The organism is Bacteroides sp. 11BF (assembly GCF_019633765.1).
GTDB classification, from domain to species: domain Bacteria; phylum Bacteroidota; class Bacteroidia; order Bacteroidales; family Bacteroidaceae; genus Bacteroides; species Bacteroides hominis.
On sequence record NZ_JAFKPJ010000016.1, the window covers coordinates 22,252 to 46,746 of the forward strand.

At 50.7% G+C, this 24,495-nt stretch carries 17 protein-coding genes and 1 tRNA gene; 6 read left to right on the forward strand and 12 right to left on the reverse strand.

The features are described from left to right. Positions 1-33 precede the first annotated feature (33 nt). Positions 34-1,326, forward strand: a complete 1,293-nt coding sequence (gene tyrS / locus JZY04_RS16085) for a tyrosine--tRNA ligase (protein ID WP_005779687.1) — start codon at positions 34-36, stop codon at positions 1,324-1,326. A gap of 140 nt (positions 1,327-1,466) precedes the next feature. Here tyrS and JZY04_RS16090 read toward each other — a convergent pair whose 3' ends face one another. Continuing rightward, on the reverse strand, positions 1,467-4,739 hold the full coding sequence (locus JZY04_RS16090; RefSeq protein WP_122143256.1) for a S41 family peptidase: 3,273 nt from the start codon (positions 4,737-4,739) through the stop codon (positions 1,467-1,469). A 163-nt stretch (positions 4,740-4,902) separates the two neighbouring features. Here JZY04_RS16090 and JZY04_RS16095 point away from each other — a divergent pair. From JZY04_RS16095 to JZY04_RS16115, 5 genes are all read left to right on the forward strand, one after another. Continuing rightward, positions 4,903-4,973 (forward strand) — tRNA-Gln (locus JZY04_RS16095). Between the two features lie 570 nt (positions 4,974-5,543). After that, positions 5,544-7,124, forward strand: coding sequence for an arylsulfatase (locus JZY04_RS16100; RefSeq protein ID WP_122143257.1), 1,581 nt, complete (start codon positions 5,544-5,546; stop codon positions 7,122-7,124). Between the two features lie 131 nt (positions 7,125-7,255). Next, on the forward strand, positions 7,256-8,098 hold the full coding sequence (gene kduI / locus JZY04_RS16105; RefSeq protein ID WP_122143258.1) for a 5-dehydro-4-deoxy-D-glucuronate isomerase: 843 nt from the start codon (positions 7,256-7,258) through the stop codon (positions 8,096-8,098). Positions 8,099-8,155: 57 nt separating this feature from the next. Next, entirely contained in the window at positions 8,156-8,950 is a 795-nt protein-coding gene (locus JZY04_RS16110) for a gluconate 5-dehydrogenase (protein ID WP_122143259.1), read from the forward strand. A gap of 23 nt (positions 8,951-8,973) precedes the next feature. Then, positions 8,974-10,218: a DUF4861 domain-containing protein gene (locus JZY04_RS16115; protein WP_122143284.1), complete on the forward strand. Its 1,245-nt coding sequence runs from the start codon at positions 8,974-8,976 to the stop codon at positions 10,216-10,218. Positions 10,219-10,406: 188 nt separating this feature from the next. Here JZY04_RS16115 and queG read toward each other — a convergent pair whose 3' ends face one another. The 11 genes from queG to JZY04_RS16170 form a co-directional block, all read right to left on the reverse strand. Then, entirely contained in the window at positions 10,407-11,336 is a 930-nt protein-coding gene (queG, locus tag JZY04_RS16120; protein WP_122143260.1) for a tRNA epoxyqueuosine(34) reductase QueG, read from the reverse strand. Beyond that, a complete protein-coding gene (locus tag JZY04_RS16125; RefSeq protein ID WP_005779672.1) occupies positions 11,336-11,950 on the reverse strand; it encodes a polysaccharide deacetylase family protein in 615 nt (204 codons plus the stop codon). The genes queG and JZY04_RS16125 overlap by 1 nt, the downstream gene beginning before the upstream one ends. A 16-nt stretch (positions 11,951-11,966) precedes the next feature. Then, positions 11,967-15,329, reverse strand: coding sequence for a protein O-mannosyl-transferase family (locus JZY04_RS16130; protein ID WP_122143261.1), 3,363 nt, complete (start codon positions 15,327-15,329; stop codon positions 11,967-11,969). A gap of 564 nt (positions 15,330-15,893) precedes the next feature. Further along, positions 15,894-16,385, reverse strand: a complete 492-nt coding sequence (locus tag JZY04_RS16135) for a DNA-binding protein (protein WP_122143262.1) — start codon at positions 16,383-16,385, stop codon at positions 15,894-15,896. 358 nt (positions 16,386-16,743) lie between these two features. Next, a complete protein-coding gene (locus tag JZY04_RS16140) occupies positions 16,744-17,556 on the reverse strand; it encodes a metal ABC transporter ATP-binding protein (protein ID WP_032542689.1) in 813 nt (270 codons plus the stop codon). 130 nt (positions 17,557-17,686) lie between these two features. Beyond that, on the reverse strand, positions 17,687-18,631 hold the full coding sequence (locus JZY04_RS16145) for a metal ABC transporter solute-binding protein, Zn/Mn family (RefSeq protein WP_005779657.1): 945 nt from the start codon (positions 18,629-18,631) through the stop codon (positions 17,687-17,689). Between the two features lie 72 nt (positions 18,632-18,703). Next, the gene (gene mnmD / locus JZY04_RS16150; RefSeq protein ID WP_122143263.1) at positions 18,704-19,477 is read right to left on the reverse strand and encodes a tRNA (5-methylaminomethyl-2-thiouridine)(34)-methyltransferase MnmD; all 774 of its coding nucleotides are present in this window, start codon (positions 19,475-19,477) and stop codon (positions 18,704-18,706) included. Positions 19,478-19,488: 11 nt separating this feature from the next. Then, entirely contained in the window at positions 19,489-19,965 is a 477-nt protein-coding gene (locus tag JZY04_RS16155) for a YqaA family protein (RefSeq protein WP_005779653.1), read from the reverse strand. Beyond that, complete coding sequence (locus JZY04_RS16160; protein WP_005822576.1) at positions 19,950-20,942, reverse strand: hypothetical protein; 993 nt, start codon at positions 20,940-20,942, stop codon at positions 19,950-19,952. Before JZY04_RS16160 ends, JZY04_RS16155 begins: the two co-directional genes overlap by 16 nt. Further along, positions 20,942-22,216 carry a phosphoribosylamine--glycine ligase gene (gene purD, locus JZY04_RS16165; protein WP_022011637.1) on the reverse strand — a complete coding sequence of 425 codons (1,275 nt, stop codon included), beginning with the start codon at positions 22,214-22,216 and terminating at the stop codon, positions 20,942-20,944. Before purD ends, JZY04_RS16160 begins: the two co-directional genes overlap by 1 nt. Before the next feature lie 22 nt (positions 22,217-22,238). Continuing rightward, positions 22,239-24,383: a S9 family peptidase gene (locus JZY04_RS16170; protein WP_181996487.1), complete on the reverse strand. Its 2,145-nt coding sequence runs from the start codon at positions 24,381-24,383 to the stop codon at positions 22,239-22,241. Between the last annotated feature and the right edge of the window lie 112 nt (positions 24,384-24,495).

Sequence of the window (24,495 nt, forward strand, 5' to 3'; positions counted from 1 at the left end):
CCCTAATTAAACTTTAAAACTTATTATCATTCGATGAATTTTGTAGAAGAACTAAGATGGCGTGGAATGGTGCATGACATGATGCCCGGCACAGAAGAGTTATTGGCGAAAGAACAGGTTACTGCTTATTTGGGTATTGATCCGACAGCCGATTCGTTGCATATCGGACACTTATGCGGTGTGATGATCTTGCGACACTTCCAGCGTTGCGGCCATAAACCATTGGCTTTGATTGGTGGTGCAACAGGTATGATTGGCGATCCTTCGGGTAAGTCGGCAGAACGTAATCTGCTCGATGAAGAGACTTTACGCCACAATCAGGCTTGTATCAAGAAGCAGCTGGCTAAGTTTTTGGACTTCGAATCTGATGTTCCTAATAGAGCCGAATTAGTGAACAACTATGATTGGATGAAGGAGTTCAGTTTCTTGGATTTTGTTCGTGAAGTGGGCAAACACATCACTGTAAACTACATGATGGCTAAGGAATCAGTAAAGAAGCGCCTGAACGGTGAAGCCCGTGACGGATTGTCGTTTACAGAGTTTACTTATCAGTTGTTGCAGGGTTATGACTTCCTTCACCTCTATGAAACCAAAGGATGTAAATTGCAGATGGGTGGTTCCGATCAGTGGGGAAATATCACTACCGGTACTGAGTTGATTCGCCGTACCAATGGTGGTGAGGCTTATGCACTGACATGTCCGTTGATTACCAAAGCTGACGGTGGAAAGTTTGGTAAGACAGAATCCGGTAATATCTGGTTGGATCCTCGTTATACGTCTCCTTATAAATTCTATCAGTTCTGGCTCAATGTGAGTGACTCTGACGCAGAACGTTATATCAAGATATTTACTTCGCTTGATAAGGCAGAAATCGACGGGTTGGTTGCTGAACATAATGAAGCTCCGCATTTGAGAGCACTTCAGAAACGTTTGGCAAAGGAAGTAACTGTGATGGTTCATTCTGAAGAGGATTACAATGCTGCGGTAGATGCATCTAATATCTTGTTTGGCAATGCTACATCCGATGCGTTGAGAAAGCTGGACGAAGACACACTTCTGGCTGTGTTCGAAGGTGTTCCTCAATTTGAGATTTCACGTGATGCATTGACAGAGGGAGTGAAAGCAGTTGACCTGTTCGTTGATAATGCTGCTGTATTTGCTTCAAAAGGTGAAATGCGTAAACTGGTTCAGGGTGGCGGTGTTTCTTTGAATAAAGAGAAGTTGGCTGCTTTTGATCAGGTGATTACTACTGCTGATCTGCTTGATGAAAAGTATCTGTTGGTTCAGCGTGGTAAGAAAAACTATTATTTGATTATCGCTAAATAAGGAGTTTTCTTTTCCGCCTTTCATTCAGGGGGCGGGTTGAGTGAAACTTTAATATAAAAAAGAGGATGTCTCAAAAGGGGGTGCCATGTAATAGGCAAATTGACCCTGTGAGACATCCTTTTTCTTTGTGGAGTGGCAGATTAATGCTTTCCTGCTTTATCTGCCGGGAGTTCTTTCAGTAATTCTTCTACTGCCGTCTTCAATTGCGTATCTTCACCTTTGACGATTGTTTCCGGTGAGTTGGCAACTTTAATGTCCGGTTCCAGCTGTGTGTTTTCCAAATAACTTCCATCCGGGAGTCGATAGCCTATGACAGGAATACCGAATACCAGAGATGGGTCTTGCAGGCGTTCCCATGAAACACTGGTCATAGTTCCCGGTACGGGCATACCTACCAATTTACCCAATTTCTGGTGGCTGTATACCCATGGTGTACCGTGCGCATTCGAGTAATTGGCTTCACATGTCAGCATGATAGATGGTTTGTTCCATCGGCGGCTGGGCATATCGCATGCTTCGCGTCCGCGAACAACCTGAGTGAAATACTTCTTGCCGCTGAACAATACTTCGATATCTTCATGAAGGCGGCCACCACCATTGAAACGGGTGTCTATAACGATACCTTCGCGGTTATTGTATTTTCCTAAAATATCCGAGTAGACGGAACGGAAACTGCCATCACCCATCGACTGTATGTGTACATATCCCAGACGTCCGTTGGACCATTTGTCTACATCGGCCGCCCGTTGTTTCACCCAGCGTTTGTAAAGCAGATTGTTGAGGGTTCCGTTGCCGACCGGGATTACTACTTCTTCCCACCGTTCACCGTTTTGCGGATTGTATAGCGAAACAAGCGTCTTCTTATTGGCTTTGTCATTCAGTAACGTCAGATAATCTGTTTCGGGAGTTATTGCCTGCCCGTTGATCTTTTCAATGACAGTTCCGGCTTTCACCTTCGAGCGGGCGTGATCGAACGGCCCTTTTTCAATCACTTCCATGATCAATGCACCTTTTCCTTTGTGATTCCAGTCTGTAAGCACTCCCAAACTGGCTGTGGCATCTCCCGGAATGGATGGAGAGAAGCGACCGCCGGTATGCGATACATTCAGTTCACCCAGCCATTCGCTCAGCAATTCGGCAAAGTCGTAGTTGTTATTGATGTGCGGCAGGAATTTGCGGTAAGCAGCAGACATGGCATCCCAGTCTACTCCGTGCATGTCGGTGTTGTAGAAACGTTTCTGCTGCTGCTTATATACATGGTCGAACATATATTCTCGTTCTGCAGCTAAATCCATTTTCATCTCTGCTTTATAGCTGATCGGCTTCAGAGTCTCTCCGCTGAGGTCCATTTTCTGCATGGTGTTGCCTCCCAGGACAAACAGGGTTTTTCCTTCTTTGTCCATATTCATAGAAGCCCATCCGGCATTCATTTTATGAAGCAGCTTGGTCTCTTTTTTGCGGAGATCCATTTTCCATAGGTCAAATCCACCTTCGAATGCTGACAGATAGTAGAGGGTTTCACCGTCTTTTGAGATGATGGTACTGCCCAGATTCGAAGAATTGGGAGTGAGGCGGATGATACGGTCTTCGAGCCCATTCAGCTCCACTACGATGTTTTTTACCTCGTCTTTCTTTTCAGTCTCTGCTTTGGGATCTTTTTTTTTGTCTTTTTTCAGGTTAGCAGAAGCTTTTTCTTTATCCTTCTGTTGCTCCTTTTCCAGTTCTTTCTGCAATTCATAATCCTCTTTACTCAGACGGAACTTATCGAAAGCATCCTGATTGAGGAATACCAGCATGGCATCGTTTTGTGAACCCCAGGAAGCATGTGCACGCATCCCATATCGTTCGGTCGTGAACAAGATGGCATTGCCGTCCAGTGCCCAACGGGGAGATCCGCTCATGTAACCACTGTTAGTCAGGTTGATGATCGGGCTGCCACCCTGTGCACTCACTAATCCTATGTCTGAATATGGATCATGCCGGTTACCGATAAACTCGAGTGTGAACCATTTTCCGTCAGGTGACCATTGGTAGTCGAAATTTCCGTCGGTGCTGAACCAAGTGGATCCATCGGTGATCTGGCGAACCTTTTTCGTGTCTAAATTAACTACCATCAAGCGGTTGCGGTCCTCTATAAACGCCAGTTCTTTACCATCCGGTGAGAATTGCGGATAAGCCCGTTCCACGGTTGTGGAGGGCAGTAACACTTCTTCTTCGATGATAGTGGCATTCGGGAAGTTGGCCTCCTCTTTACGGGCTATTTTAGCCAGGAAAAGTTGCCAGTTGCCGTTACGTTCGCTTGCGTAGGCCAAGGTACGGTTGTCCGGGGCGAAAGTGAGTCCGGCTTCGCGTGCAGGTGTTTGGGTGATTTGTTTTGTGGTGGCATAATCTGTCGAGGTTACAAATACTTCTCCCCGTACGATAAACGCAATCTGTTTTCCATCCGGCGATACGGTTCCCGATGTCGCTCCGTTTGTAAAAGTCAGGTCTGCTATTTTATCCTGATCATCGCGGACAATGTCTATGTCCGTTTTTTGTGGAGTGGCATTACCTTTTTGAGTATATATTTCCCCGTCATACGCATAGCATAACGTTCCGTCATGACTCATTGACAAGAAACGCACAGGATGTGTTTTGAAAGATGTCACCGTTTTAAGAGACTGTGTGTTGTCCAATGGGAAGTTGTAGACATTGAACGAGCCTTCGCGTTCACTTAATATATATACACTCTTTCCGTCCGGTGAAAGGATGGGGTTGCGGTCTTCTCCGGCGTGATTGGTCAGGTTGGTATGTTTTCCTGTTTTGGTGTTGTACATCCAGATGTCACGGGTGATGGACGAAGTGTGATGTTTCCGCCATTCATCTTCAAAACCTTTACGGTCCTGATAAAGGAAGAATTCCCCCGATGTTGCATAACAAACTGCTTCGGCCGGGGTGCCCAGCACTTGTTCCGTACGTCCTCCGTTTGCAGGGACCTTGTAGAGCTCTGTCATGGCTGTTGTCGGGAACATGGCGCTTTGTGCGGGATCCTGGATGGATGCTGAAAATAGAATATATTTTCCGTCCGGTGTAAAAGTTGAAGGGAGTTCGGATGCAGAATTGGTAGTCAGTCTTTGTGCCGTACCTCCTGTCGCCGGCATTATAAAAATGTCAAAATTGCCATTACGGTCACTGGCAAAAGCGATTTGCTTACTGTCCGGCGACCAAATCGGTGTGCATTCATACGATGGTTGTGTTGTAAGCTGGGTGGCTACCCCTCCTCCGGCAGGTACTTTGTAAATATCTCCTTTGTAACAGAATGCTATTTCTGTTCCGTCCGGCGAAATCTGTACGTCGCGCATCCATAGCGGTGATGCGGCATTGCCGGTAAGCGTGGTGAGACCCAATGCAATGCATACAAAAAGTTTTCTCATACTTACTGAATTTATTCGTTTACTTTATTGATTTCTGTAAGTACAAAGGTAGCAATTAGCCGCGGCTAACGAGACTTATTATACAAAAAAGTCTAAAAAGATTTGGAAAATAACTTGCATGGCATTATCTTTGCATCGCTTTTTAACAGAAAGCGCATGAGCTTGTCCTATGGTGTAATGGTAGCACAACAGTTTTTGGTTCTGTTTGTCTAAGTTCGAATCTTGGTAGGACAACCCCCAAATGCCTTGAAAGTAAATTACTTCCAAGGCATTTTTCTTTTTGTATGACCGAATTTCTTTTAGGTCAGCTTGTATTACCCATCATCTCCTATTCATGTTATGCTATTTACCTTAATAATTAATTGAGATGGTACGTTCTTTATCTCGTCCTGTGTACGCAGGCTTATTAGCCCGTGTACCTGTGCCCATTAGCCTTGGTATGCGGGACGAGATAGAGCCTTGACCATTTATATAAAAGATAGCAAGGAAAATGAAATACTTTTCAAGGTATAAATAGATAAGGGATTAACTTTATATGTCTATATAACAGTAGTTTACTATATACTTTCTGCCAAAAATGGAGGGTGGAAGATGGAAGATAAGGGTGGAAGATTGATAGCCTAAAAAGACGATCTTCCACCATGATAAATTGCGGAATATCAGATGGTAAACTACAAAAAGGTGGAAGATGGAAGATGGAAATACTTTTTCCGTATGAGTGGGTAAATTGGGGAAAAATTTTTCTTCTTTCTCTTTCTTTTTGCCTATTTTTGCCTATTCGTTAATACTAAAATCTAATAATCAATGAAACGTCGCGATTTTCTGAAGTGTTCACTTGCTGTAGGAGCAGGCTTGGCAACCTCTCCGTTGACTTATGCATTTAATGGTGAAAACCAAGAGTCAAACAATGATTCGTCCGGCTCCTCTAAGGCTCCTGCCACAAAAGGAGGGAAACCACATATCATTTTTATTATGAGTGACCAGCATCGTGGAGATGCTTTACATTGCATGGGGAATAAAGCCGTCATTTCTCCTAACATAGATAAGTTGGCTCAGGAAGGCAGCTTGTTTGTATGTGGTTATAGTTCTGCCCCCAGTAGTACGCCCGCGCGTGCCGGCTTGCTTACGGGGATGTCTCCATGGCACCATGGGATGTTGGGGTATGGAAAGGTCGCTTCCAAATATAAATATGAAATGCCCCGGATGTTGCGCGATTTGGGCTACTATACTTTTGGAATAGGGAAGATGCACTGGTTTCCACAGAAAGCCTTGCATGGCTTTCATGCTACATTGGTAGACGAGAGCGGGCGTAGTGAAACCCGTGATTTTATTAGTGACTATCGGGAATGGTTTCAGTTGCAGGCGCCCGGGAAGAATCCGGATTTAACGGGAATCGGGTGGAACAATCATAATGCCGGAACTTATAAACTTGAGGAAAGATTACATCCTACGGCCTGGACGGGGCAAACAGCCTGTGAATTAATACGGAATTATGAAAGTGATCAGCCTCTGTTCCTGAAAGTCTCTTTTGCCCGCCCTCATAGTCCGTATGATCCTCCGAAGCGATATTTGGATATGTATGAAAAGGCAGATATCCCTGTACCGTTTGTTGGGGATTGGTGTGGAAAGTATGCTGAACGCAAAGATCCGGAAAAGGTTGCGAAAGACGCCCCTTTCGCGAATTTAGGAGAAGAATACGCTGTCAATTCCCGACGCCATTATTATGCGAATGTGACGTTTATTGATGATCAGATTGGGCAGATTATTCAGGCTCTGAAAGAGAAAGGAATGTACGAAAACTCAATCATTTGTTATACGGCCGACCACGGTGATATGTTGGGTGACCATTATCATTGGCGGAAAACCTATGCCTATGAAGGTTCGGCGAAGATTCCTTATATTATAAAATGGCCTTCTGCCATGACTACACAGGCTATTAAAGGAAAACGAATAGAACAGCCGGTAGAGTTACGTGATTTTTTGCCTACCTTCATCGAACTTGCAGGGGGAACGGTACCGGATGATATGGACGGCAAGTCTTTGGTTGCACTGGTTTCAGGAAATAATGATGGCTGGCGGAAATATATTGATCTGGAACATGCCACCTGCTATAGTGCCGATAATTATTGGTGTGCGCTTACTGACGGTAAAATGAAGTATATCTGGTTTATTCATACGGGCGAAGAGCAATTGTTCGATTTAAGTGCAGATCTCGGAGAACGGAGAAATCTTTTTGGAGACAGTCGTTATGCAGACCGGTTGGCTGAGATGCGTAAAGCAATGGTTTGTCACTTGCAAGAGAGGGGAACAGATTTTGTAAAAGATGGAAAGCTGGTAGTAAGAGATCAGACCTTACTTTATAGCCCTAATTATCCAAAAGATTGATGTTATTTATCTGTGCAGGATAATTGGGCGCAATTTATTCTCAAATCCCGTTTTCTTTTCTTATTTTTGTGTCGTGTACGCAAACGATGTTTGTCTGAGCGGCACCTAATGTAAACTTATAAATAAGAAATATGAAAACAAACTATGAGATTCGCTATGCTGCCCATCCGGAAGACGCAAGAAGCTATGACACCAAGAGAATCCGGAGAGATTTCCTGATAGAGAAGGTTTTTTCGGCCGACGAAGTGAATATGGTATACTCCATGTATGATCGTATGGTAGTGGGTGGAGCCATGCCGGTAAATGAAGTGTTGAAGTTGGAAGCTATCGATCCTTTGAAAGCTCCTTATTTCCTGACCCGTCGTGAAATGGGTATTTTCAATGTCGGAGGTCCCGGCGTTGTGAGAGCGGGGAATGCGATATTTCAGTTAGCTTATAAAGAGGCGCTTTATTTGGGTTCGGGCGATCGGGAAGTAACTTTTGAGAGTGTAGATGCCACACATCCTGCTAAATTTTATTTTAATTCGCTGACCGCTCACCGCAATTATCCTGATAAGAAAGTAACGAAAGCCGATGCGGTGGTTGCTGAAATGGGCACGTTGGAAGGCTCGAATCATCGCAATATTAATAAGATGCTTGTAAACCAGGTGCTACCTACCTGCCAGTTGCAGATGGGAATGACCGAACTGGCTCCGGGAAGTGTGTGGAATACGATGCCCGCACATGTTCACAGCCGCCGTATGGAGGCTTATTTCTATTTTGAGGTACCGGAGGAGCATGCCGTATGCCATTTCATGGGTGAGGTTGACGAAACCCGTCATGTATGGATGAAGGGCGATCAGGCAGTATTGTCACCGGAATGGTCCATTCATTCGGCAGCGGCAACTCACAGTTACACTTTTATCTGGGGCATGGGGGGTGAGAACCTTGATTATGGTGACCAGGATTTTTCGTTAATCACGGACTTGAAATAAGGTGTTTGATTTTTTAGAGAATGGAAGTGAGATGAGTTTTTTTAAAACATTATAAGTATGGTAAACTTTTCATTAAAGGGCAAAGTGGCATGGGTCACGGGTGCATCTTACGGTATCGGTTTTGCGTTGGCTACTGCTTTGTCAGAGGCAGGCGCGAAGATCGTTTTTAATGACATCAGTCAGGAGCTGGTCGACAAGGGGTTGGCTGCATATAAGGAACTGGGGATTGAGGCCAGTGGATATGTGTGCGACGTCACGAGTGAGGAGCAGGTAAATGCTTTGGTTGCACGGATCGAGAAAGAGGTCGGAGTGGTTGATATTCTGGTAAATAATGCCGGTATCATTAAGCGCATCCCGATGTGTGAGATGACAGCGGAGCAGTTCCGGCAGGTGATTGACGTGGACCTGAATGCCCCGTTTATTGTGTCGAAAGCCGTGATTCCTTCAATGATTAAGAAGGGGCATGGAAAAATCATCAATATCTGTTCGATGATGAGTGAGCTGGGGCGTGAGACAGTATCTGCTTATGCCGCTGCCAAGGGCGGGCTGAAGATGCTCACCCGCAACATTGCGTCCGAGTATGGTGAGTTCAATATCCAGTGTAATGGCATTGGCCCGGGGTATATCGCCACACCTCAGACGGCGCCTTTGCGTGAAGCGCAGCCGGACGGTTCGCGCCATCCGTTCGACTCATTCATTATAGCCAAGACTCCTGCTGCCCGTTGGGGAACACCGGAAGACCTGATGGGACCGGCCGTATTCCTGGCTTCGGATGCTTCGAATTTCGTGAACGGTCATGTGCTTTATGTAGATGGCGGTATTTTGGCTTATATCGGTAAACAACCTAAATGAATCTGATCAATACAATTGAATCAATGAAGAAAGTTTTTCTTTTTGCCGCACTCGCTTTGTTGTGTCTGGCTTGCAATGAAGCGGGTAAGTCGGTTTCTGTTACGGTATCCAATGCCACTTCGCTGGAACGTGACGGTGAGATGGTAGAAGTATCCATGAGCGAGGTTTCCTCTAAATTGCAGTTACCCGATACCGCGCAGATAGTCGTGGTGGATGCCGAAGGGCAGCAAGTATCCTATCAGATAACTTCCGACGAGAAAGTGATATTTCCGGTCAGTGTACAGGCGAATGGTTCGACTGTTTACACGATAAAGGCGGGCATTCCCCAGGAGTGTCCGGTGAAGGCTTGCGGAAGATATTATCCCGAACGGGTGGATGACGTGGCCTGGGAGAACGATTTGGTGGCTTTCCGTACCTACGGACCTGCTTTACAGGAAACCGGAGAGCGTGCTTTCGGATATGATATCTGGACGAAGTACAACACCACTGATCCGGTGGTGGAAGCTCGCTATGAAGGCGAACTGAACCCGGATACAAAAGCTAAAATAGCAGAACTCGGGAAGACGGATTCTAAAGCTGCGCAGGAGCTTTACCGGTCGGTTTCTTATCATGTGGACCATGGCAACGGACTGGACTGTTATAAGGTCGGTCCTACTTTGGGAGGGGGCACGGCTGCGTTAATGGCAGGTGATACAATTATTTATCCGTATTGTTACGCTACCCAGGAGATACTGGATAATGGTCCGCTGCGTTTCACTGTGAGACTGGTGTATCATCCGTTGGTGGTAAGGGGAGACTCCGGCGTGATCGAAACACGTGTGATTACGTTGGATGCGGGTTCGCATCTGAACAAAACGATTGTTTCTTATACCAATCTGAAAGAGACAATGCCTCTGGCCGTCGGCATCGTATTGCATGAACCCGATGGAGCTGTGGTGGCGAATGCAGCAGAGGGATACATCACTTATGTGGACCCGACGGATAATGCCGGTAATGACAACGGTAAAATCTTTGTGGGTGCTGCGTTCCCTACTTTGGTGAAGGAGGCGAAACCTGTTCTGTTCCCGGAGAAAGAGAAGAAAGAGCTGCGCGGAGGTGCCGACGGGCATGTGCTGGCTATCAGCGAGTATGAACCGGGAGCTGACTTTACTTATTACTGGGGAGCTGCCTGGGATAAAGCCGATATAAAAGACGCTGCTGCCTGGAATGCCTATATGGCCGATTTTGCCCGGAAGATACGTAATCCGCTGACGGTAACGGTGAAATAAAAGAGTTACCTGACAAATAATCGATCATTTTGCTGGCGTCAGCAAAATGATCGCTATGTCGGGAAGGGGTTGCAGGTAGATGATATAGCGAGAACATGCGGATAATAATTGGGCTACGTGAAGAAGGTGGGAAGAAGACTGACCAGTGAAGAGCGAAAGGCTTTGAAGAACCGGTCATAGCCCGACTCTTAGTCTTTCATCTGCTTTATATTCCTTATTAGTCCGCTATACTTAGCCCTCTTCACGGCACTGCCTTTGAAGAGGGTTCTGTATTTCTCCTCGCTTAGTTGTTGCCAGTCTTCTTTCTTCATATTCATAAACTCCGGCGAGGGTTGCAGCTCCGGTGTCCGACAAGGAGTGGCAAACCGGTTCCAGGGACAAGCTTTCTGGCATTCGTCACATCCATAAACACGGTTTCCCATCAGAGGGGAAATAGAGGCCGGAATTTCGCCTTTATTCTCTATAGTGAGGTATGAAAGGCAACGGCGTGCATCCAGGCCGTACGGGGCTTCTAAAGCCTGCGTGGGGCAGGCTTGCAGGCAGCGGTTACACGTCCCGCAGCGATTCGGCCGGGGGCGGTCGTATGTGTCGGCTTCCGTGTTCAGGAAGAGTTCTCCCAAGAAGAAGGCAGATCCGGCATGGGGGATGATCAGCTGGGTATTCTTCCCGATCCATCCGAGGCCGGCACGCCAGGCCCAATAGCGTTCGGGTACGGGGGCGGTGTCACAGAACACACGTCCGTCCAGTTCCGGTACGTCTGATTCCTGTATGAAGCGGAACAGGGCGGTCAGCTTCTCACGCATGAGGTCGTGATAATCCATCCCATAGGCATACCATGCGAATTGGTACTCGTCCTCGGGTAACCGGGTAGCGGGGTAGTAGTTCAGGGCTACGGAGACTACGCAACGGGTGCCTTCGACCAGCAGAGCCGGATCACAGCGCTTGTCGAAATGGTTGGCCATATAAGCCATTCCGGCGTGCCTGCCCGAGCCCAGCCATTCCTTCAGAAAGTCCCGGTGTACGGGATCGACCGGCCCGGCCGGTGCTATGCCGCAAGCAGAAAAGCCGAGGCGCAAGGCTTCGGCTTTCAGGGCTTTACTGTTTATCTTCGTTTCCATTATAGGATCTTAAATTCGTATCCTTCCTCTTTCAGGAAGTCGATGGCACGGGGAAGTGCGTATTGCAGGTTTCCGTTGTTCCAGGACTTCAGCGAATCGTGGAAGGTAATGATAGACCCGTTGCGGGCATATCTCATCACATTGGCCAGCACTTGCGGCGGGCGGAGCTTCTTACTGTAGTCTCGGGTGACGAGGTCCCACATGACGATCTTATAGTGGCGCTTCAGCGTCATGTACTGCATCCAGCGCATGTGTCCGTGAGGCGGACGGAACAGGTCCGTTTTCATCAGCTCGTTGGCCTTGTCTGTATTGGCCAGATAATTTACCGACAGATATTCGAAGCCGCGGATGTGGTTGAACGTATGGTTGCCGATGCGGTGTCCGCGTTCCACTACCATACGGAACACATCCGGATGCTTGCGGATGTTGTCGCCTACCATGAAAAAAGTAGCCTTGATGTTGTGTTTGTCCAGCAACTCCAGTACCCAGGGCGTCACTTCCGGAATGGGGCCGTCGTCGAAGGTCAGGTAAACTGCCTTCTCGTCAGGGTCCATCCGGAAGATAGCGTCGGGATAGATTGCACGGAAAAACCAAGGCGGTTGCTCTATAAACATCTTCTTCGGTTACAGATTACTGATGGACTTTCATGCGTCCTACGTAAATGTTATATAGTTCGTTCACTTTCGGAGTATAGTTGCCGGCCAGTTTCGACTTGTATTTCTCCATCATCTTGGCTTCCATATCCAGTGCGCTGAGGTGCATGATGAATTCACGCTGCGACATCAACAGATGATTGTCGTCCAGGCTGAGATACCAGGTGAGGTATTCCACAGACTTGTTCGCCAGTTCGTCGATGATCTGATCGGCTTTCGCGGTATCTCCCAACTGGTAGTAGGCTTCTGCCATCTCGAGTGCCCCGTTCTGGAAGTCGTAGGGTACGTTGAAGGCGGGAATCATCTTTTCGGCATATTCCAATGCGGCCAGCGCCTTGTCTTTCTTGCCTTCTTTCATCAGCTGTGTGATGAGTTGGGCGAAGATGCGGCGATGGGTGTAGCACATGCGCATTGTGTTCTCGTCGATGTAGATGCCCGGCTTGTCGATGCCTCCGAACTTGAATTTGTTCATCAGGTTGTCGTACATCTTCTCGCTGTCGATGGTTGCTTCGAGTGCTTCCGTATCGAACGGGGTGAAGCGGTACGTGAGACCTTCCTGGATGAAATGCCCGCGCATATTCAGTTGGTTGTCCGTGCCTACGGTGATGGCCATGTAGATGGGGCGTTCCCAGTTGGCGTTGGCCAGCATCTCGAGCATCATCAGCTCGCTCTTGTAGAGGGCGCGTTTGGGGTTGCCCTTTTCGTCTTTGAGCGAGATGTGCATATAGTCGGGGATGGAGTCGCCCAACGCTGCCGGGATCATCATACCCGAGCGGCGTACGGCTTCTTTGTCGATCTTGACGACGATGCTGTCGGTCGGTATCACCGCTTGTCCGTCTTTGGTGCGTACCCAGTATTTCAGGATATTCTTCAGTTCGTAAGGATTGTCTCCGAATTGTGCCCGGATGTTGTTCAGGGCTTCCGGGTTCTTGCCGTTCAGGACTTCTTCTTCGGCGGCTTTGTAGGCTTTGTCTATCTGCTTCTTGAAGTCCGGACGGATGGGTACGTATTCGTTCTGTCCCTCCACGTATTCGGTTCTGTCCCAGGTGATGGGCAGTGCGGGGGAGTCATAAGCCGGGCGTTTCATCTGGTCGATGTACCAGTCGGTCTGCAGGTAGCTCAGGTTACAGGTGCGTGCGTCGGTGCGGAAACCTTCTGTCTCTTGGTTGTACCACAGCGGGAAGGTGTCGTTGTCGCCGTTGGTATAGATGATGGGGTTGCCGCTTTCCTGAAGTGACATCAGGTAGTTCTGTCCGAAGTCGCGTGCCACGTAGCGTCCGCTGCGGTCGTGGTCGTCCCATGTCTGGCTGGCCATCTGTATGGGTACGAGCAGGCAGACTGCCGACGTAAGGGCTGCTGCGGGAACTTCTTTCATGTATCTGCGCAGGAGGTGGACGATGCCCGCTACACCCATGCCGATCCAGATGGCGAAGGCGTAGAAGGAGCCTGCGTAAGCGTAGTCACGTTCGCGGGGTTGTCCCGGTGTCTGGTTGAGGTAGAGCACGATGGCTATACCGGTCATGAAGAACAGGAAGAATACCACCCAGAATTGCTGGATGCCTTTCTGTCCGCGCCATGCCTGCCAGAAGAGTCCGATGATTCCCAGCAGAAGCGGGAGGCAGTAGAAGACGTTGTGTCCCTTGTTGTCCTTCAGTTCCTGTGGCAGAAGGCTTTGGTCGCCGTACATGAGGTTGTCGATGAACGGGATGCCGGTGATCCAGTTGCCGTGCTCTATTTCGCCGCTGCTCTGGATGTCGTTTTGTCTTCCGGCAAAGTTCCACATGAAGTAGCGCCAGTACATGAAGTTGAGCTGGTAGGAGAAGAAGAACCTGATGTTGTCCCACTGTGTGGGCATGTTCACCATCAGCATCTCTCCGCATTGGTCGTAGGGGACGTCATATCCGGTGATGTTTTGCCAGGACTTGTAATAAGCGGCGTGTGCCGAACTGTACATGCGGGGGAAGAGCATGTTCTGCGCGTATTCATATTCCACGCGTCCCGGAAGTTCGACGTACGAGTCCTTTTCGTCCGGTGAGGTTTTCTCTTTGCGGACGTATTTGGTGTCCGCACTTTTCTGGCGGGGAACACAATAGCCGTCTTCCACGTCGAGTGCTACTTTCGAGGAGTAGGCCGGGCCGTAGAACAACGGGCGTGTGCCGTATTGCTCGCGTCCTAAGTATTCGCCCAGCGTGAAGATGTCTTCCGGTGAGTTTTGGTCCATCGGCGTGTTGGCTACCGAGCGGATCACGATGAGGGCATACGAGGAGTATCCCACCATGATCATCATGGTGCAGAGCAGCGCCGTGTTCATGGTGCGGGCGGACATGCGTATCTTGGCGTTGAGCTTCGATGCGTAGAAGAGGTAGAGGGCCAGTGCGCCCAGTACGAGGATGCCGATGATGACGGCGCCTGCTCCGTGTCCGTAGAACGGGATGCCGAGCATGGCGATGGTCAGCAGGAAGGAGAGGTTCATGCGGGTGCGGCTCTTCTCGTTGTAGCTTTCGTAGATGCCCCAGATGATGGCGGCTGCCAGCAGGGCGATGTAGACGATCACGCCGGTGTTGAACGGCATTCCGAGGGAGTTGACGAACAGCAGTTCGAACCAGCCGCCCACTTTTACGACGCCGGGTACGATGCCGTAGAGCACCGCTGCCACCAGTACCATCGATCCGGCGAGTGCCAGCAGGGAGCCTTTAGCGTTGGCGCCCGGCACTTTCTTGTAGTAGTATACCAGTACGATGGCCGGCAGGCAGAGCAGGTTGAGCAGGTGCACACCGATGCTGAGGCCTGTGAGATAAGCGATGAGGATGATCCAGCGGTCGCTGTGCGGTTGGTCGGCAACGTCTTCCCACTTCAGTATCAGCCAGAATACGATGGCGGTGAACATCGAGGAGTAGGCGTATACTTCTCCTTCTACGGCCGAGAACCAGAATGTGTCGCTGAATGTATAGGCCAGTGCGCCTACCAGTCCGGAACCCATGACGGTGATCAGTTGTCCGCGTGTGAGGACGTTCTCGTCCGTGATGACGAGTTTGCGGACCAGGTGCGTGATGCTCCAGAAGAGGAACAGGATGCAGGCGCCGCTCATCAGCGCACTCATGTAGTTGACCATTTTGGCTACCAGTGCCGGGTCGTTGACGAATTGCGTGAAAAGGTTGGCTGTGAGCATGAAGAAGGGTGCTCCGGGGGGGTGTCCTACTTCCAGTTTATAGGCGGTAGTGATAAATTCCGGGCAGTCCCAGAAACTGGCTGTGGGCTCTATCGTCATGCAATAGACGGTAGCGGCGATCAGGAAGGTGATCCAACCCACGAGGTTGTTTACGGTTTTGTACTGTTTCATTCAGACTATAGTTAGTTATTTGTTAACATGATAGACGGGCGCAAAGATAATGATTTACGTGAAGATAGCCGTAGAAAGTGTAGAGTTTTAGGAGTTTGGAGGGGAGAATTAAGAAACGGTAACGGTTGTTCCGCCGGCAGGCGTGAGGCGGGAGGGGAACGATGGACAGGGAGATGGGAGAGAATGAGGAACGATGGACAGGGGGAGGGAAGGAGAGGAGGGGCGGGCCGGGGGGCTGTGTCGAAACGTCTTTTTACCACGGATTGCGCAGGTGATCACAGATTTTCTATTAATAACCTTTCATTTAAAATCACTCTGTGTTGTTCTGCGCCACTTTGTGGTGAGTTTCGGCATACCCCTTACCGGCCGTGCTCCGCCTCTTTTTTCACGTTCTTCGTCCCCGGTTCCGCGGTTGGCGGGCAGGTTGAGTTTGAGGTTTGCGGACAGCGTGTCAGCCCGTTTCCCGCAGCGGGATCTATGAAGTTCGTGATGTCTTTTTTAAAAAGACTCTGTGCTACTCTGTGTTACTCCGTGTTGAAAAGAGTTTCGACACAGCCTCGGATGTCAGGCCGTCGGGTCGTCCACAATGTCGCCGCCGCCCGCCGGACGGTCGGCTACTTTGTACTTCTTGTAGTCCTGCACGCTCGGATAGGTGAATCCTTCCTCGATCACTCCGGCGTTCTCGAACGAGAGCCCTTCCTGTACGGCGGCTTTCAATTCTTTGGAGGGGGTGAAGACGATCTTGGCGTTCTTGATCATCGTGGCGGCGTTGAAGTCGTCGATGTTCTCCACTCCGGTGCTGCCGAAGGAGAGGCGCAGTGTGCCGAGCGATCCGATGCGGACGCTGTTGCCCTGTTGCAGTAGTGCGGGTATACCGTCGCATACGAGGTTCATCGAAGTCTCCAGTTCAGTGGGAGCCACGGTGGTGTTGCGGGTGACGGCGCGGGTGACGGCACGCGTGTCAAGGCTGTTCACGGTCAAGGGGATGGCGTACCATTTTCCAGGTTCGTTTCTCTTGTTAGGATTTTTTTTAAGCGCTAATTTGTATTTTGCCATGATTGTTGGTTTTTGTGGAAATGGCGGACTCGCGCTCAAAGGCGAAAGTGTTTGCGATGGGGTACGGGGGCGTCCTTTCCTGGTTTATAAATAGATTATAGGTTGATCGCTTTGGTTATCGCCCCTACGGTATGTTGTGGAGGGGGTGAAGAAACGGTGCACCGTTCTTAAAATAGCGGTGCACCGTTTTTCACAGAACGGTGCATCGTTTTTCCGGGAGCGGTGCACCGCTTTTTTGCCCCGGAAGGTGTGTTCATTAATAATTTTCTAATAATCGTTTCAAAGATAGGCAAGAAAATGTTTCGCGCCAAGCGTTTTGTGATTTTTATTTATCAATCCGCCATCTGTGCGGCGGCGTTCACCGCTCCTCGCCGCTCTCGTGGCAATGGCAATGCGGGCCCAGCACCCGGTGGGGGAGCGCGCCGTGTCCCAGCAGCTCGATGGGGCAGTTGAAATTCCGTTCCAGCCATTCGGTGTTGACGCTTGCGGCCGGATGATAGTCCAGTGTTTCGTTCACACAGGCGATGTTCTTCACCTGTTGCAGCACCGTCCCGATGTCGTGGCTGACAAGGATGATGGCGCAGTCGCGGTTGATCTCGGCCAGCAACTGGTAGAGGCGGGCTTCGAAGCGCTTGTCGATATAGGTGCTCGGTTCGTCGAGAATGAGCAGTTGCGGGTCGCTGATGATGGCGCGTCCCAGCAGGGCGCGTTGCAGTTGTCCGCCGCTCAGCTGCCCGATAGCACGGTGTTCCAGTCCCTCGAGTCCCATGCGGAGGATGACTTGGCGGGCTTTCTCACGTTGAGGGTCGTCGAAGCGGCTGATCAGCGATTTCTTTGAGCTCAGTCCCGACAGGATCACTTCCAGAACCGAGATGGGGAAGGAGCGGTCGATCGAGTTATACTGCGGCAGATAGCCCGTCGTGAGCGGTTCGTGATGCTTGACGATCTCTCCTCCCGTGGGGCGGAGCAGTCCCAGGATGCACTTGATGAGGGTGGTCTTACCCCCGCCGTTGGGACCGATGATGCCGAGAAAGTCACGCTCGTAGACTTCCAGGTTGACATCGTGGAGCACAGTGCGTCCGTCGTAGGCGGCCGAAAGGCCCCGGATGGAGAGGAGGGAGGCAGAGGCTGTTCCTTCCGTATGCTTGTGGCTGTTTCTTTCTTTATCCATAGGTTGGTTGGGGATTGGGAGTTCACCACGGATTACACAGATTAACACAGATTGATATTCTGTCTTGTTGGTTCTGGGATAAAAAGGTCTGTGTTAATCCGTGTAATCCGTGGTGAACTCTTATTCATGACTATTCTGTGGTGAATCCGCTGAGGCTCTTCGCTACGTTCAGCATCTCCTCCTCCCAGTCGTACGAAAGCGGATTGATGGGTACCACCCGTGTTCCGGTCTGCCGGGCAATGATTTCAGCGTTGCGGCGGTCGAATTCCGGCTGCACGAAGATGATCCGTACCCCTTCTTTGCGGCAGAGATCCATCAGCCCTTTCAAGTGGGCGGGTGAGGGTTCCTTACCCCCTTCCTCGATGCTGATCTGGTGTAACCCGTAGTCGCGTGCAAAGTAAGAGAGGGCCGGGTGGTAGATGATGAAGGCACGGTCGGCTCCGGGTGCCGACAACGTCCGGCGGATCAGGCTGTCCGTCTGCTCGATGCGTTGGCAGAGCGAGTCGTAGCGGGCTTTGTAGTATGCCTCGTTCTCCTTGTCGAGCACGGTGAGCGCCTTGAACGTGTTTCCGGCTATGATCAGTGCGTTGGCTGCCGAGTTCCAGATGTGCGGCTCCACGCCTCCCTCGTGGCGGTGGTCGCCGTGATCGAAGGCGGATTCAAAGATCAGGTCTACTCCTTTCGAAGTGTCGAACACCTGGATGTGGGGCGTATTGTTCATCAGCCGGTCCATCCACGAACGTTCGAAGCCGATGTATCCGATGCGCAGGTACGCCTCGCTCTCGCCCAGCGACACCAGTTGCTGCGGGGTGGGGTCGTATGTTTCGGGGCTGCTGCCTTTGGGCACCATGCTGCGTACGGTAAACTTGTCTCCGGCGATGGCTTCGGTGAAATACCGTTGCGGCTCCATGGTGACGGTGATGATCCGTTCGCCGGTACTGTCCTTTCCACGCCCGGAACAGGCGGAAAGGAGGAGCAGAAAAAGAAAAGCGAAGACGGCCGCACCTCCGGTTCCTCTCCCCGGGAAGGGGAAGGCGGGGGCGACTGTCGGCTGTTGTATTCGGTTGGTTTTCATAATGGTTATCCTTGTTATCGTTTTAGTTCACCACAGAGGACGCAGAGGGCACAGAGTTTTAATCTCTTGCTTTTAAGATATGAAAGAGAAAATGCTCTCTGTGTCCTCCGTGTCCTCCGTGGTGAGAGGTATCTTCTTCGCCCTCAATATTTCCCTTTTGCCACCCGGAGGGCCCGGAAGCCGTTCCACGGTGAATCCTGCTGCCTGCAGCATCCTCCGTACCACTCCTTTGGCGCAATACGTAGTCAGTATTCCGTCCTTTTCCATCATAACGTACAGGCGGTCGAATAGTTCTTGCGTCCACATCTCCGGCTGCTTCTCCGGCGCGAAAGCGTCGAAGTAGATAAGGGAGAATAGCGGTGAATGATCAGCGATGGACGGTGAATGATCAGCGATCGGCGACGGACACTCCATGCTTGTGAAGTCTCCCTGTATCTTCCTCAGGGTGAAATGTGGAGTGATCCGCACGTCTTCTCCCCAGGGCGATGTATGGAGAGCCTTCATCCATTGCGCAGCCTGTTCGTCGCCGGTCGCCCGCCTTTCCTCGTTAGTATACCCGAGCTTCTCCACCGTTTCCCACGGCAGGGGATAGAGCTCGATACCTGTATAGTGTACCTGCCTGCCCGACTTTTCCGCTTCGATCAGTGTGAGCAGTGCGTTCAGCCCCGTTCCGAACCCTATCTCGAGGATGCGGGGCGAGGGGGCGGCGGAAGTCTTCAGCCCCATGTCGATGAAGATATGCGAGGACTCCGTCAGGGCCCCTTTGACGGAATGATAGTGCTCGTCCAGTTCGGGAACGAAGAGAGTGGCACTTCCGTCGGCAGTATATTCAATGATTCTTTCCATCTTTCAGTTCTTTACATAACCAGGTTCAGGGCTTCCTGCATCGCTTTCAGCAGGATGATGTAACGTATCAGTTTCCCAGCAAACATCGAAGCGGTGGTCAGCCACACGTTGCTCCGCATGAATCCTAAGGCCATCGATATCACCTCACCGATGGCCGGCAGGAAGGCAAAGAAAGCCATCAGGGCGCCTTTCCCCCGGAGGAAACGCTGCATCTTGTCTATCTTCTCCTTCTTGACCTTGAAGTATTTCTCAATCCAGTCTACTCTGCCCAGGCGCCCCATGTAATAGCACGTCATCCCTCCGGCTGTGTTCCCTAACGAAGCGGAAATGAGGCAGAGAGCAGGGTCGAGCCCTAATTTCACCAGCCCTAACAGTACGATCTCCGAACTGAATGGGACGATGCTTCCGGCCAGCAGCGCCGAAATGAACAGGCCGGGATAACCCCAGTCAATGAGTATCTGTGAAACGGTTTCTATAAAAGCGTCCATATGTTAAAGCAGAATAAGGCGATGAGGGCAACCATCGAACCGATGAAAAAGAGGTTGGACGTCCGGCTGTTGGTCAGTACGAACAGGTGTCCCACCAGGATACTGACGCCAATCAGCAGCAGCGAAAGCAGATTCATGCTCAGGGTGGGTTGCAGCACGATGAACAGGAAGATGCAGAAGTTGAGGAAAATAAGGAAATGCAGATAAGCGCGCGTCCGTATCTTATCCTCGTATCCTGCCACGATGCAATGCACCGAGCTGACCACATACAGGATGAACAGATAGCCTAACGTGACGACTTCCCACAAACGGAAATCGTGCCCGAAGTCGATGGGCCGGAAACTGATCAGGTTGACGAACGGCTGATAGAAAAGCGCCATTTCGTTGTGGAAGAACGCATGTCCCAGTAAGAACCAGTAAGGGACGCTCCAGCCTGTCATTGCCCCACAGAAGCTGCGGAACGTGAGCGCCTGGAAGTTGGATGCCCCCAACAGCCAGATGGGGATGAAGTACGTCAGTTGCGGAAACACGATGCTGCCCGCGCTCAGAAAGGCGAACGAGTGGAACAGGTATCCGGCGGGCCGGGGGTCCTGATAGCTCTTGAACAGGAAATAAAGCGAGATGAGAAAGGCTACGGCGGCAATGTCGCCCGCATAGAGCAGGTGCATGCCGGGACAGGCCGTGATGAGCAGAAAGTAAAGCGATGTCTGCACGGATGCCCTCATGCGGATGATGGCAAACGTATTATTCAGCTCTATCAGGAAATAACCGATGGCGGCAAAGAGCAGGAAGCTGACAATGCGGTTGGCCCATGCGGGTATGTTTACGATATCCCACAGAGAGTAGGCCGACTCTTTCGTCTCCAGTCCGGGCAGTAGAAAGGAGGTCAGCACCCAACAGGCGATACACGTAAAGATAACGACAGGCAGTGTGAATCTGCCCGCCGTTATCCGGCCTTGTAGTCTTTGGTTTCTCATTATAAATCGAAGCCGATGTCGCGGCGATAGTTCTTGTCCTTAAAGTCAATCATGTCGGCCACCTTGTAGCATTGTGCCAGTGCCCCGGCCTTGTCGTTGCCGTAAGAGCAGATGGCGAGCACGCGTCCGCCACTGGTCACCACCTGGCCGTCCTTCATGGCTGTTCCGGCGTGGAACAGGATGCTGTCCGTTGCCCGGGCTGCTTCCAGTCCGCTGATGGCGTACCCTTTCCGGTAGGCTTCAGGGTATCCTCCGCTGACCATCATCACGCAAGTGGCCGTGCGCGGGTCGATGACGAGTGACCGGGTGTCGAGGTTACCTTCGGCCACGCCTTCCAGCAATTCTACCAGGTCGCTTTGTATACGCAGCATCACGCTTTCCGTTTCGGGATCACCCATGCGGACGTTGTATTCGATCACCATCGGTTCGCCTTTTACGTTGATCAGTCCCAGGAAGATGAAGCCTTTGTAGACGATGCCTTCGGCTTTCAGTCCGTTGACGGTCGGTTCGATGATGCGGGTGCGCACCTTCTCCATAAACACCTCGTCGGCAAACGGGACGGGAGTCACGCTGCCCATGCCGCCGGTATTAAGCCCTTTGTCTCCTTCACCGATGCGTTTGTAGTCTTTGGCCACAGGCAACACCTTATAATGGTCGCCGTCCGTCAGCACAAATACGGAGCACTCGATGCCGCTCAGGAACTCTTCGATGACCACCGTTGCCGAGGCATTGCCGAACATACCGCCGAGCATCTCTTTCAGCTCTTTTTGAGCCTCTTCCAAGGTAGGCAGGATCAGTACACCTTTACCGGCGCAAAGTCCGTCTGCTTTCAGCACGTAGGGGGCTTCGAGCGTTTCGAGGAATGCCAGTCCCTCGTCCAGTGTATCGGCCGTTACGCTCCGGTAGCGGGCTGTCGGTATGTGGTGGCGCTGCATGAATTCCTTGGCGAACTCTTTGCTGCCTTCCAGCTTGGCTCCTTCCTTCGACGGGCCGATGACGGCAATCTCTTTCAGGCAGGGATTGTTCTGGAAACGGTCGTAAATACCTTCTACCAATGGGTCTTCCGGCCCTACTACAATCATGTCGATGTTCTCTTCAAGCGCGAATGCTCCTAAAGAGTCGAAATCGGTTGCTTTGATGTTTACGTTCTCGCCTACTTCAGCGGTTCCGGCATTGCCGGGCGCGATGAACAGCTTTTCTACTTTCGGGCTTTGGGCGATCTTCCATGCCAGGGCGTGTTCACGGCCGCCCGAACCTAACAGTAATATCTTCATGTCTTTTTGAGGATTTATATCTTTATAAATAGTCTTCGAAATAACGGGTTATCTTTTCATGCAGATGCACACGGTCGCGTCCCGACACATTGTGCTTGTGGCACGGATAGATGAATAGGTCCGGATACGTGCGGGCGTCGATGCAGGCTTTCATGAACGAAAGGGTGTGTTGCGGCACGCAAGTATCGTCGTGGTCGTCATGGATAATCATCAGATGTCCCTTCAGGTTACCCGCCAGATTTTTCAGGTTGCACTCCTTGTACCCTTTCGGGTTGCTTTGCGGAGTGTCCATGTAGCGTTCGCCGTACATCACTTCGTAATATCCCCAGTCGATGACCGGACCGCCGGCTACACCTACTTTAAAGATCTCGGGATAGCGGAGGAGGAGGGCAGTGGTCATGTGTCCGCCAAAACTCCAGCCGTGTACTCCGATGCGGTTTCCGTCGACGTAAGGGAGACTTTTCAGGAATTCGGCTCCTTTCACCTGGTCTCTTCCCTCTTCAATGCCCAGCTGGCGGAAAGTGACGTTCTCAAAATCGAGTCCGCGGTTGTCGCTTCCGCGTCCGTCCACGGTAAACAGGATGTAGCCTTTGTTGGCCATGTAAATGTCCCAGCCGCGTGCTCCATTCTGCCAACCATTGGTGACCATTTGTGCATGGGGGCCGCCGTATACATAGACGATGGCGGGATATTTCTTGTTCGGATCGAAGTCTGCCGGCTTGACCAGGCGGTAATACAGGTCTGTTTTGCCGTCTGCTGCTTTGATGGTACCGGTTTCGATGCTTGGCATCTTATAGCCTGCAAAGGGATCGGCTGCCGTGAGCAGATTGACACTTTTACCGCTCTGTACGTCAAGGATATTGATGCTGCGCGGAACGCTTGGAGAACTGTACTGGTCAATCAGGTAGCGTCCCGAAGGGCTTAGTTTGCCGCTGTGCACGCCTTCGCCACTGCCCAGAGGAGTACGTGCCCCGGTTTTTATATCCACGCGGAACAAGTTGCTCTGCAAGGGCGAGAACTCCGTGCTTGCTATGATAATCTCCTTCTTCTTGGCATCGAAACCCAGCACCTCTTTAACCAGCCATTCGCCTTCGGTCAACTGGCGGAGTTGCTTGCCGCTTGTGTCGTACAGGTAGAGGTGGCTGAAGCCGTCTTTCTGGCTCTGGTAGATAAACTTGCTGCTGTCCCAGGGCAGGAAAATAATCGGTTCCTGAGGTTCTACATACTTGTCGTTTTCCTCTTCAAAAAGAGTAGCCATCAGGTCGCCTGTCTCGGCGTTATACTGGCAGAGCTTGGCATGATTCTGGTCGCGGTTCAGTTCTATCAGGTAGAGACTCTTTTCATCCGGCGCCCAGCTGATATTGGTAAAATAGCGGTCGGTCGGGTCTCCGGCATTGAGATAGATGCTTTTTCCGGTAGCAGGGTTATAGATGCCCACTTTCACCTGGTGGCTGGTCATTCCCGCCATCGGGTAACGGATGTTGTTGACTTCGGCAATGGGAGCGGTGATGTCAACCAAAGGATATTGGGCCACCATGCTTTCGTCCATGCGGTAGAAAGCGAGCAGGTTGCCCGAAGGACTCCAGAAGGTCCCTTTTTGGATTCCGAATTCTCTGCGGTGGACAGCCTGGCCGCATACGATGCCTTGCGGTTCGTTGGTTACGGCTTTGTCGTCTACATAAAGATTATTGCCGATGGTATAGGCCACATGCCCCGTTTCGGGCTGATAATCTCTGTTGACGCCTTCTTTGGGAACTGGGCGCGTACTGATAATCTCGCGGTAGTCGAAATCGTAAACGATGTATTTGTCCGGCAGACTGATCAGCATCAGGCTTTTCTTCGGCCATGGGAAGCTGACATTGTGGAAGTGTTGCAATTTACCGTGGTTGCCGGCTTCTAACGCCTTGTTTACTATATTACGGGTGGTCAGTGGTGTTTCCTTCCCGTTTTTGGGATTTATCATGAACACTACCTCTATTTCCGGTTTGATACACTCATCGCCCCACCATTGCAGGCCGAACAGATTCTCAGCAGAACGGTAGGTGGCTCCGCCCGGGATCAGGTCTTCCAAGGTCGGCGTTTTGGGTTCTTGTGCCATAACGTTTGGTATTAGTAAAGATAAGAGCATTACTAATAAAGCATTCTTTTGTTTACTGTTGGTTTTCATGATTTGCTTTATCATTATTTAGATCCTTTGATTTGTACTCTGCCCAAGTTCGTCGTTCTTGACTGGATGACAGCGCTTATCCGGGCAAGGACGATGTGCTCAGGCACGAAGA

What these genes read in the sequence shown, in the direction of transcription:
- tyrS (WP_005779687.1), top strand. Translation starts at nt 34, where the DNA reads ATGAATTTTGTAGAAGAACTAAGATGGCGTGGAATGGTGCATGACATG.
- JZY04_RS16090 (WP_122143256.1), bottom strand. Translation starts at nt 4,739, where the DNA reads ATGAGAAAACTTTTTGTATGCATTGCATTGGGTCTCACCACGCTTACC.
- JZY04_RS16100 (WP_122143257.1), top strand. Translation starts at nt 5,544, where the DNA reads ATGAAACGTCGCGATTTTCTGAAGTGTTCACTTGCTGTAGGAGCAGGC.
- kduI (WP_122143258.1), top strand. Translation starts at nt 7,256, where the DNA reads ATGAAAACAAACTATGAGATTCGCTATGCTGCCCATCCGGAAGACGCA.
- JZY04_RS16110 (WP_122143259.1), top strand. Translation starts at nt 8,156, where the DNA reads ATGGTAAACTTTTCATTAAAGGGCAAAGTGGCATGGGTCACGGGTGCA.
- JZY04_RS16115 (WP_122143284.1), top strand. Translation starts at nt 8,974, where the DNA reads ATGAAGAAAGTTTTTCTTTTTGCCGCACTCGCTTTGTTGTGTCTGGCT.
- queG (WP_122143260.1), bottom strand. Translation starts at nt 11,336, where the DNA reads ATGGAAACGAAGATAAACAGTAAAGCCCTGAAAGCCGAAGCCTTGCGC.
- JZY04_RS16125 (WP_005779672.1), bottom strand. Translation starts at nt 11,950, where the DNA reads ATGTTTATAGAGCAACCGCCTTGGTTTTTCCGTGCAATCTATCCCGAC.
- JZY04_RS16130 (WP_122143261.1), bottom strand. Translation starts at nt 15,329, where the DNA reads ATGAAACAGTACAAAACCGTAAACAACCTCGTGGGTTGGATCACCTTC.
- JZY04_RS16135 (WP_122143262.1), bottom strand. Translation starts at nt 16,385, where the DNA reads ATGGCAAAATACAAATTAGCGCTTAAAAAAAATCCTAACAAGAGAAAC.
- JZY04_RS16140 (WP_032542689.1), bottom strand. Translation starts at nt 17,556, where the DNA reads ATGGATAAAGAAAGAAACAGCCACAAGCATACGGAAGGAACAGCCTCT.
- JZY04_RS16145 (WP_005779657.1), bottom strand. Translation starts at nt 18,631, where the DNA reads ATGAAAACCAACCGAATACAACAGCCGACAGTCGCCCCCGCCTTCCCC.
- mnmD (WP_122143263.1), bottom strand. Translation starts at nt 19,477, where the DNA reads ATGGAAAGAATCATTGAATATACTGCCGACGGAAGTGCCACTCTCTTC.
- JZY04_RS16155 (WP_005779653.1), bottom strand. Translation starts at nt 19,965, where the DNA reads ATGGACGCTTTTATAGAAACCGTTTCACAGATACTCATTGACTGGGGT.
- JZY04_RS16160 (WP_005822576.1), bottom strand. Translation starts at nt 20,942, where the DNA reads ATGAGAAACCAAAGACTACAAGGCCGGATAACGGCGGGCAGATTCACA.
- purD (WP_022011637.1), bottom strand. Translation starts at nt 22,216, where the DNA reads ATGAAGATATTACTGTTAGGTTCGGGCGGCCGTGAACACGCCCTGGCA.
- JZY04_RS16170 (WP_181996487.1), bottom strand. Translation starts at nt 24,383, where the DNA reads ATGAAAACCAACAGTAAACAAAAGAATGCTTTATTAGTAATGCTCTTA.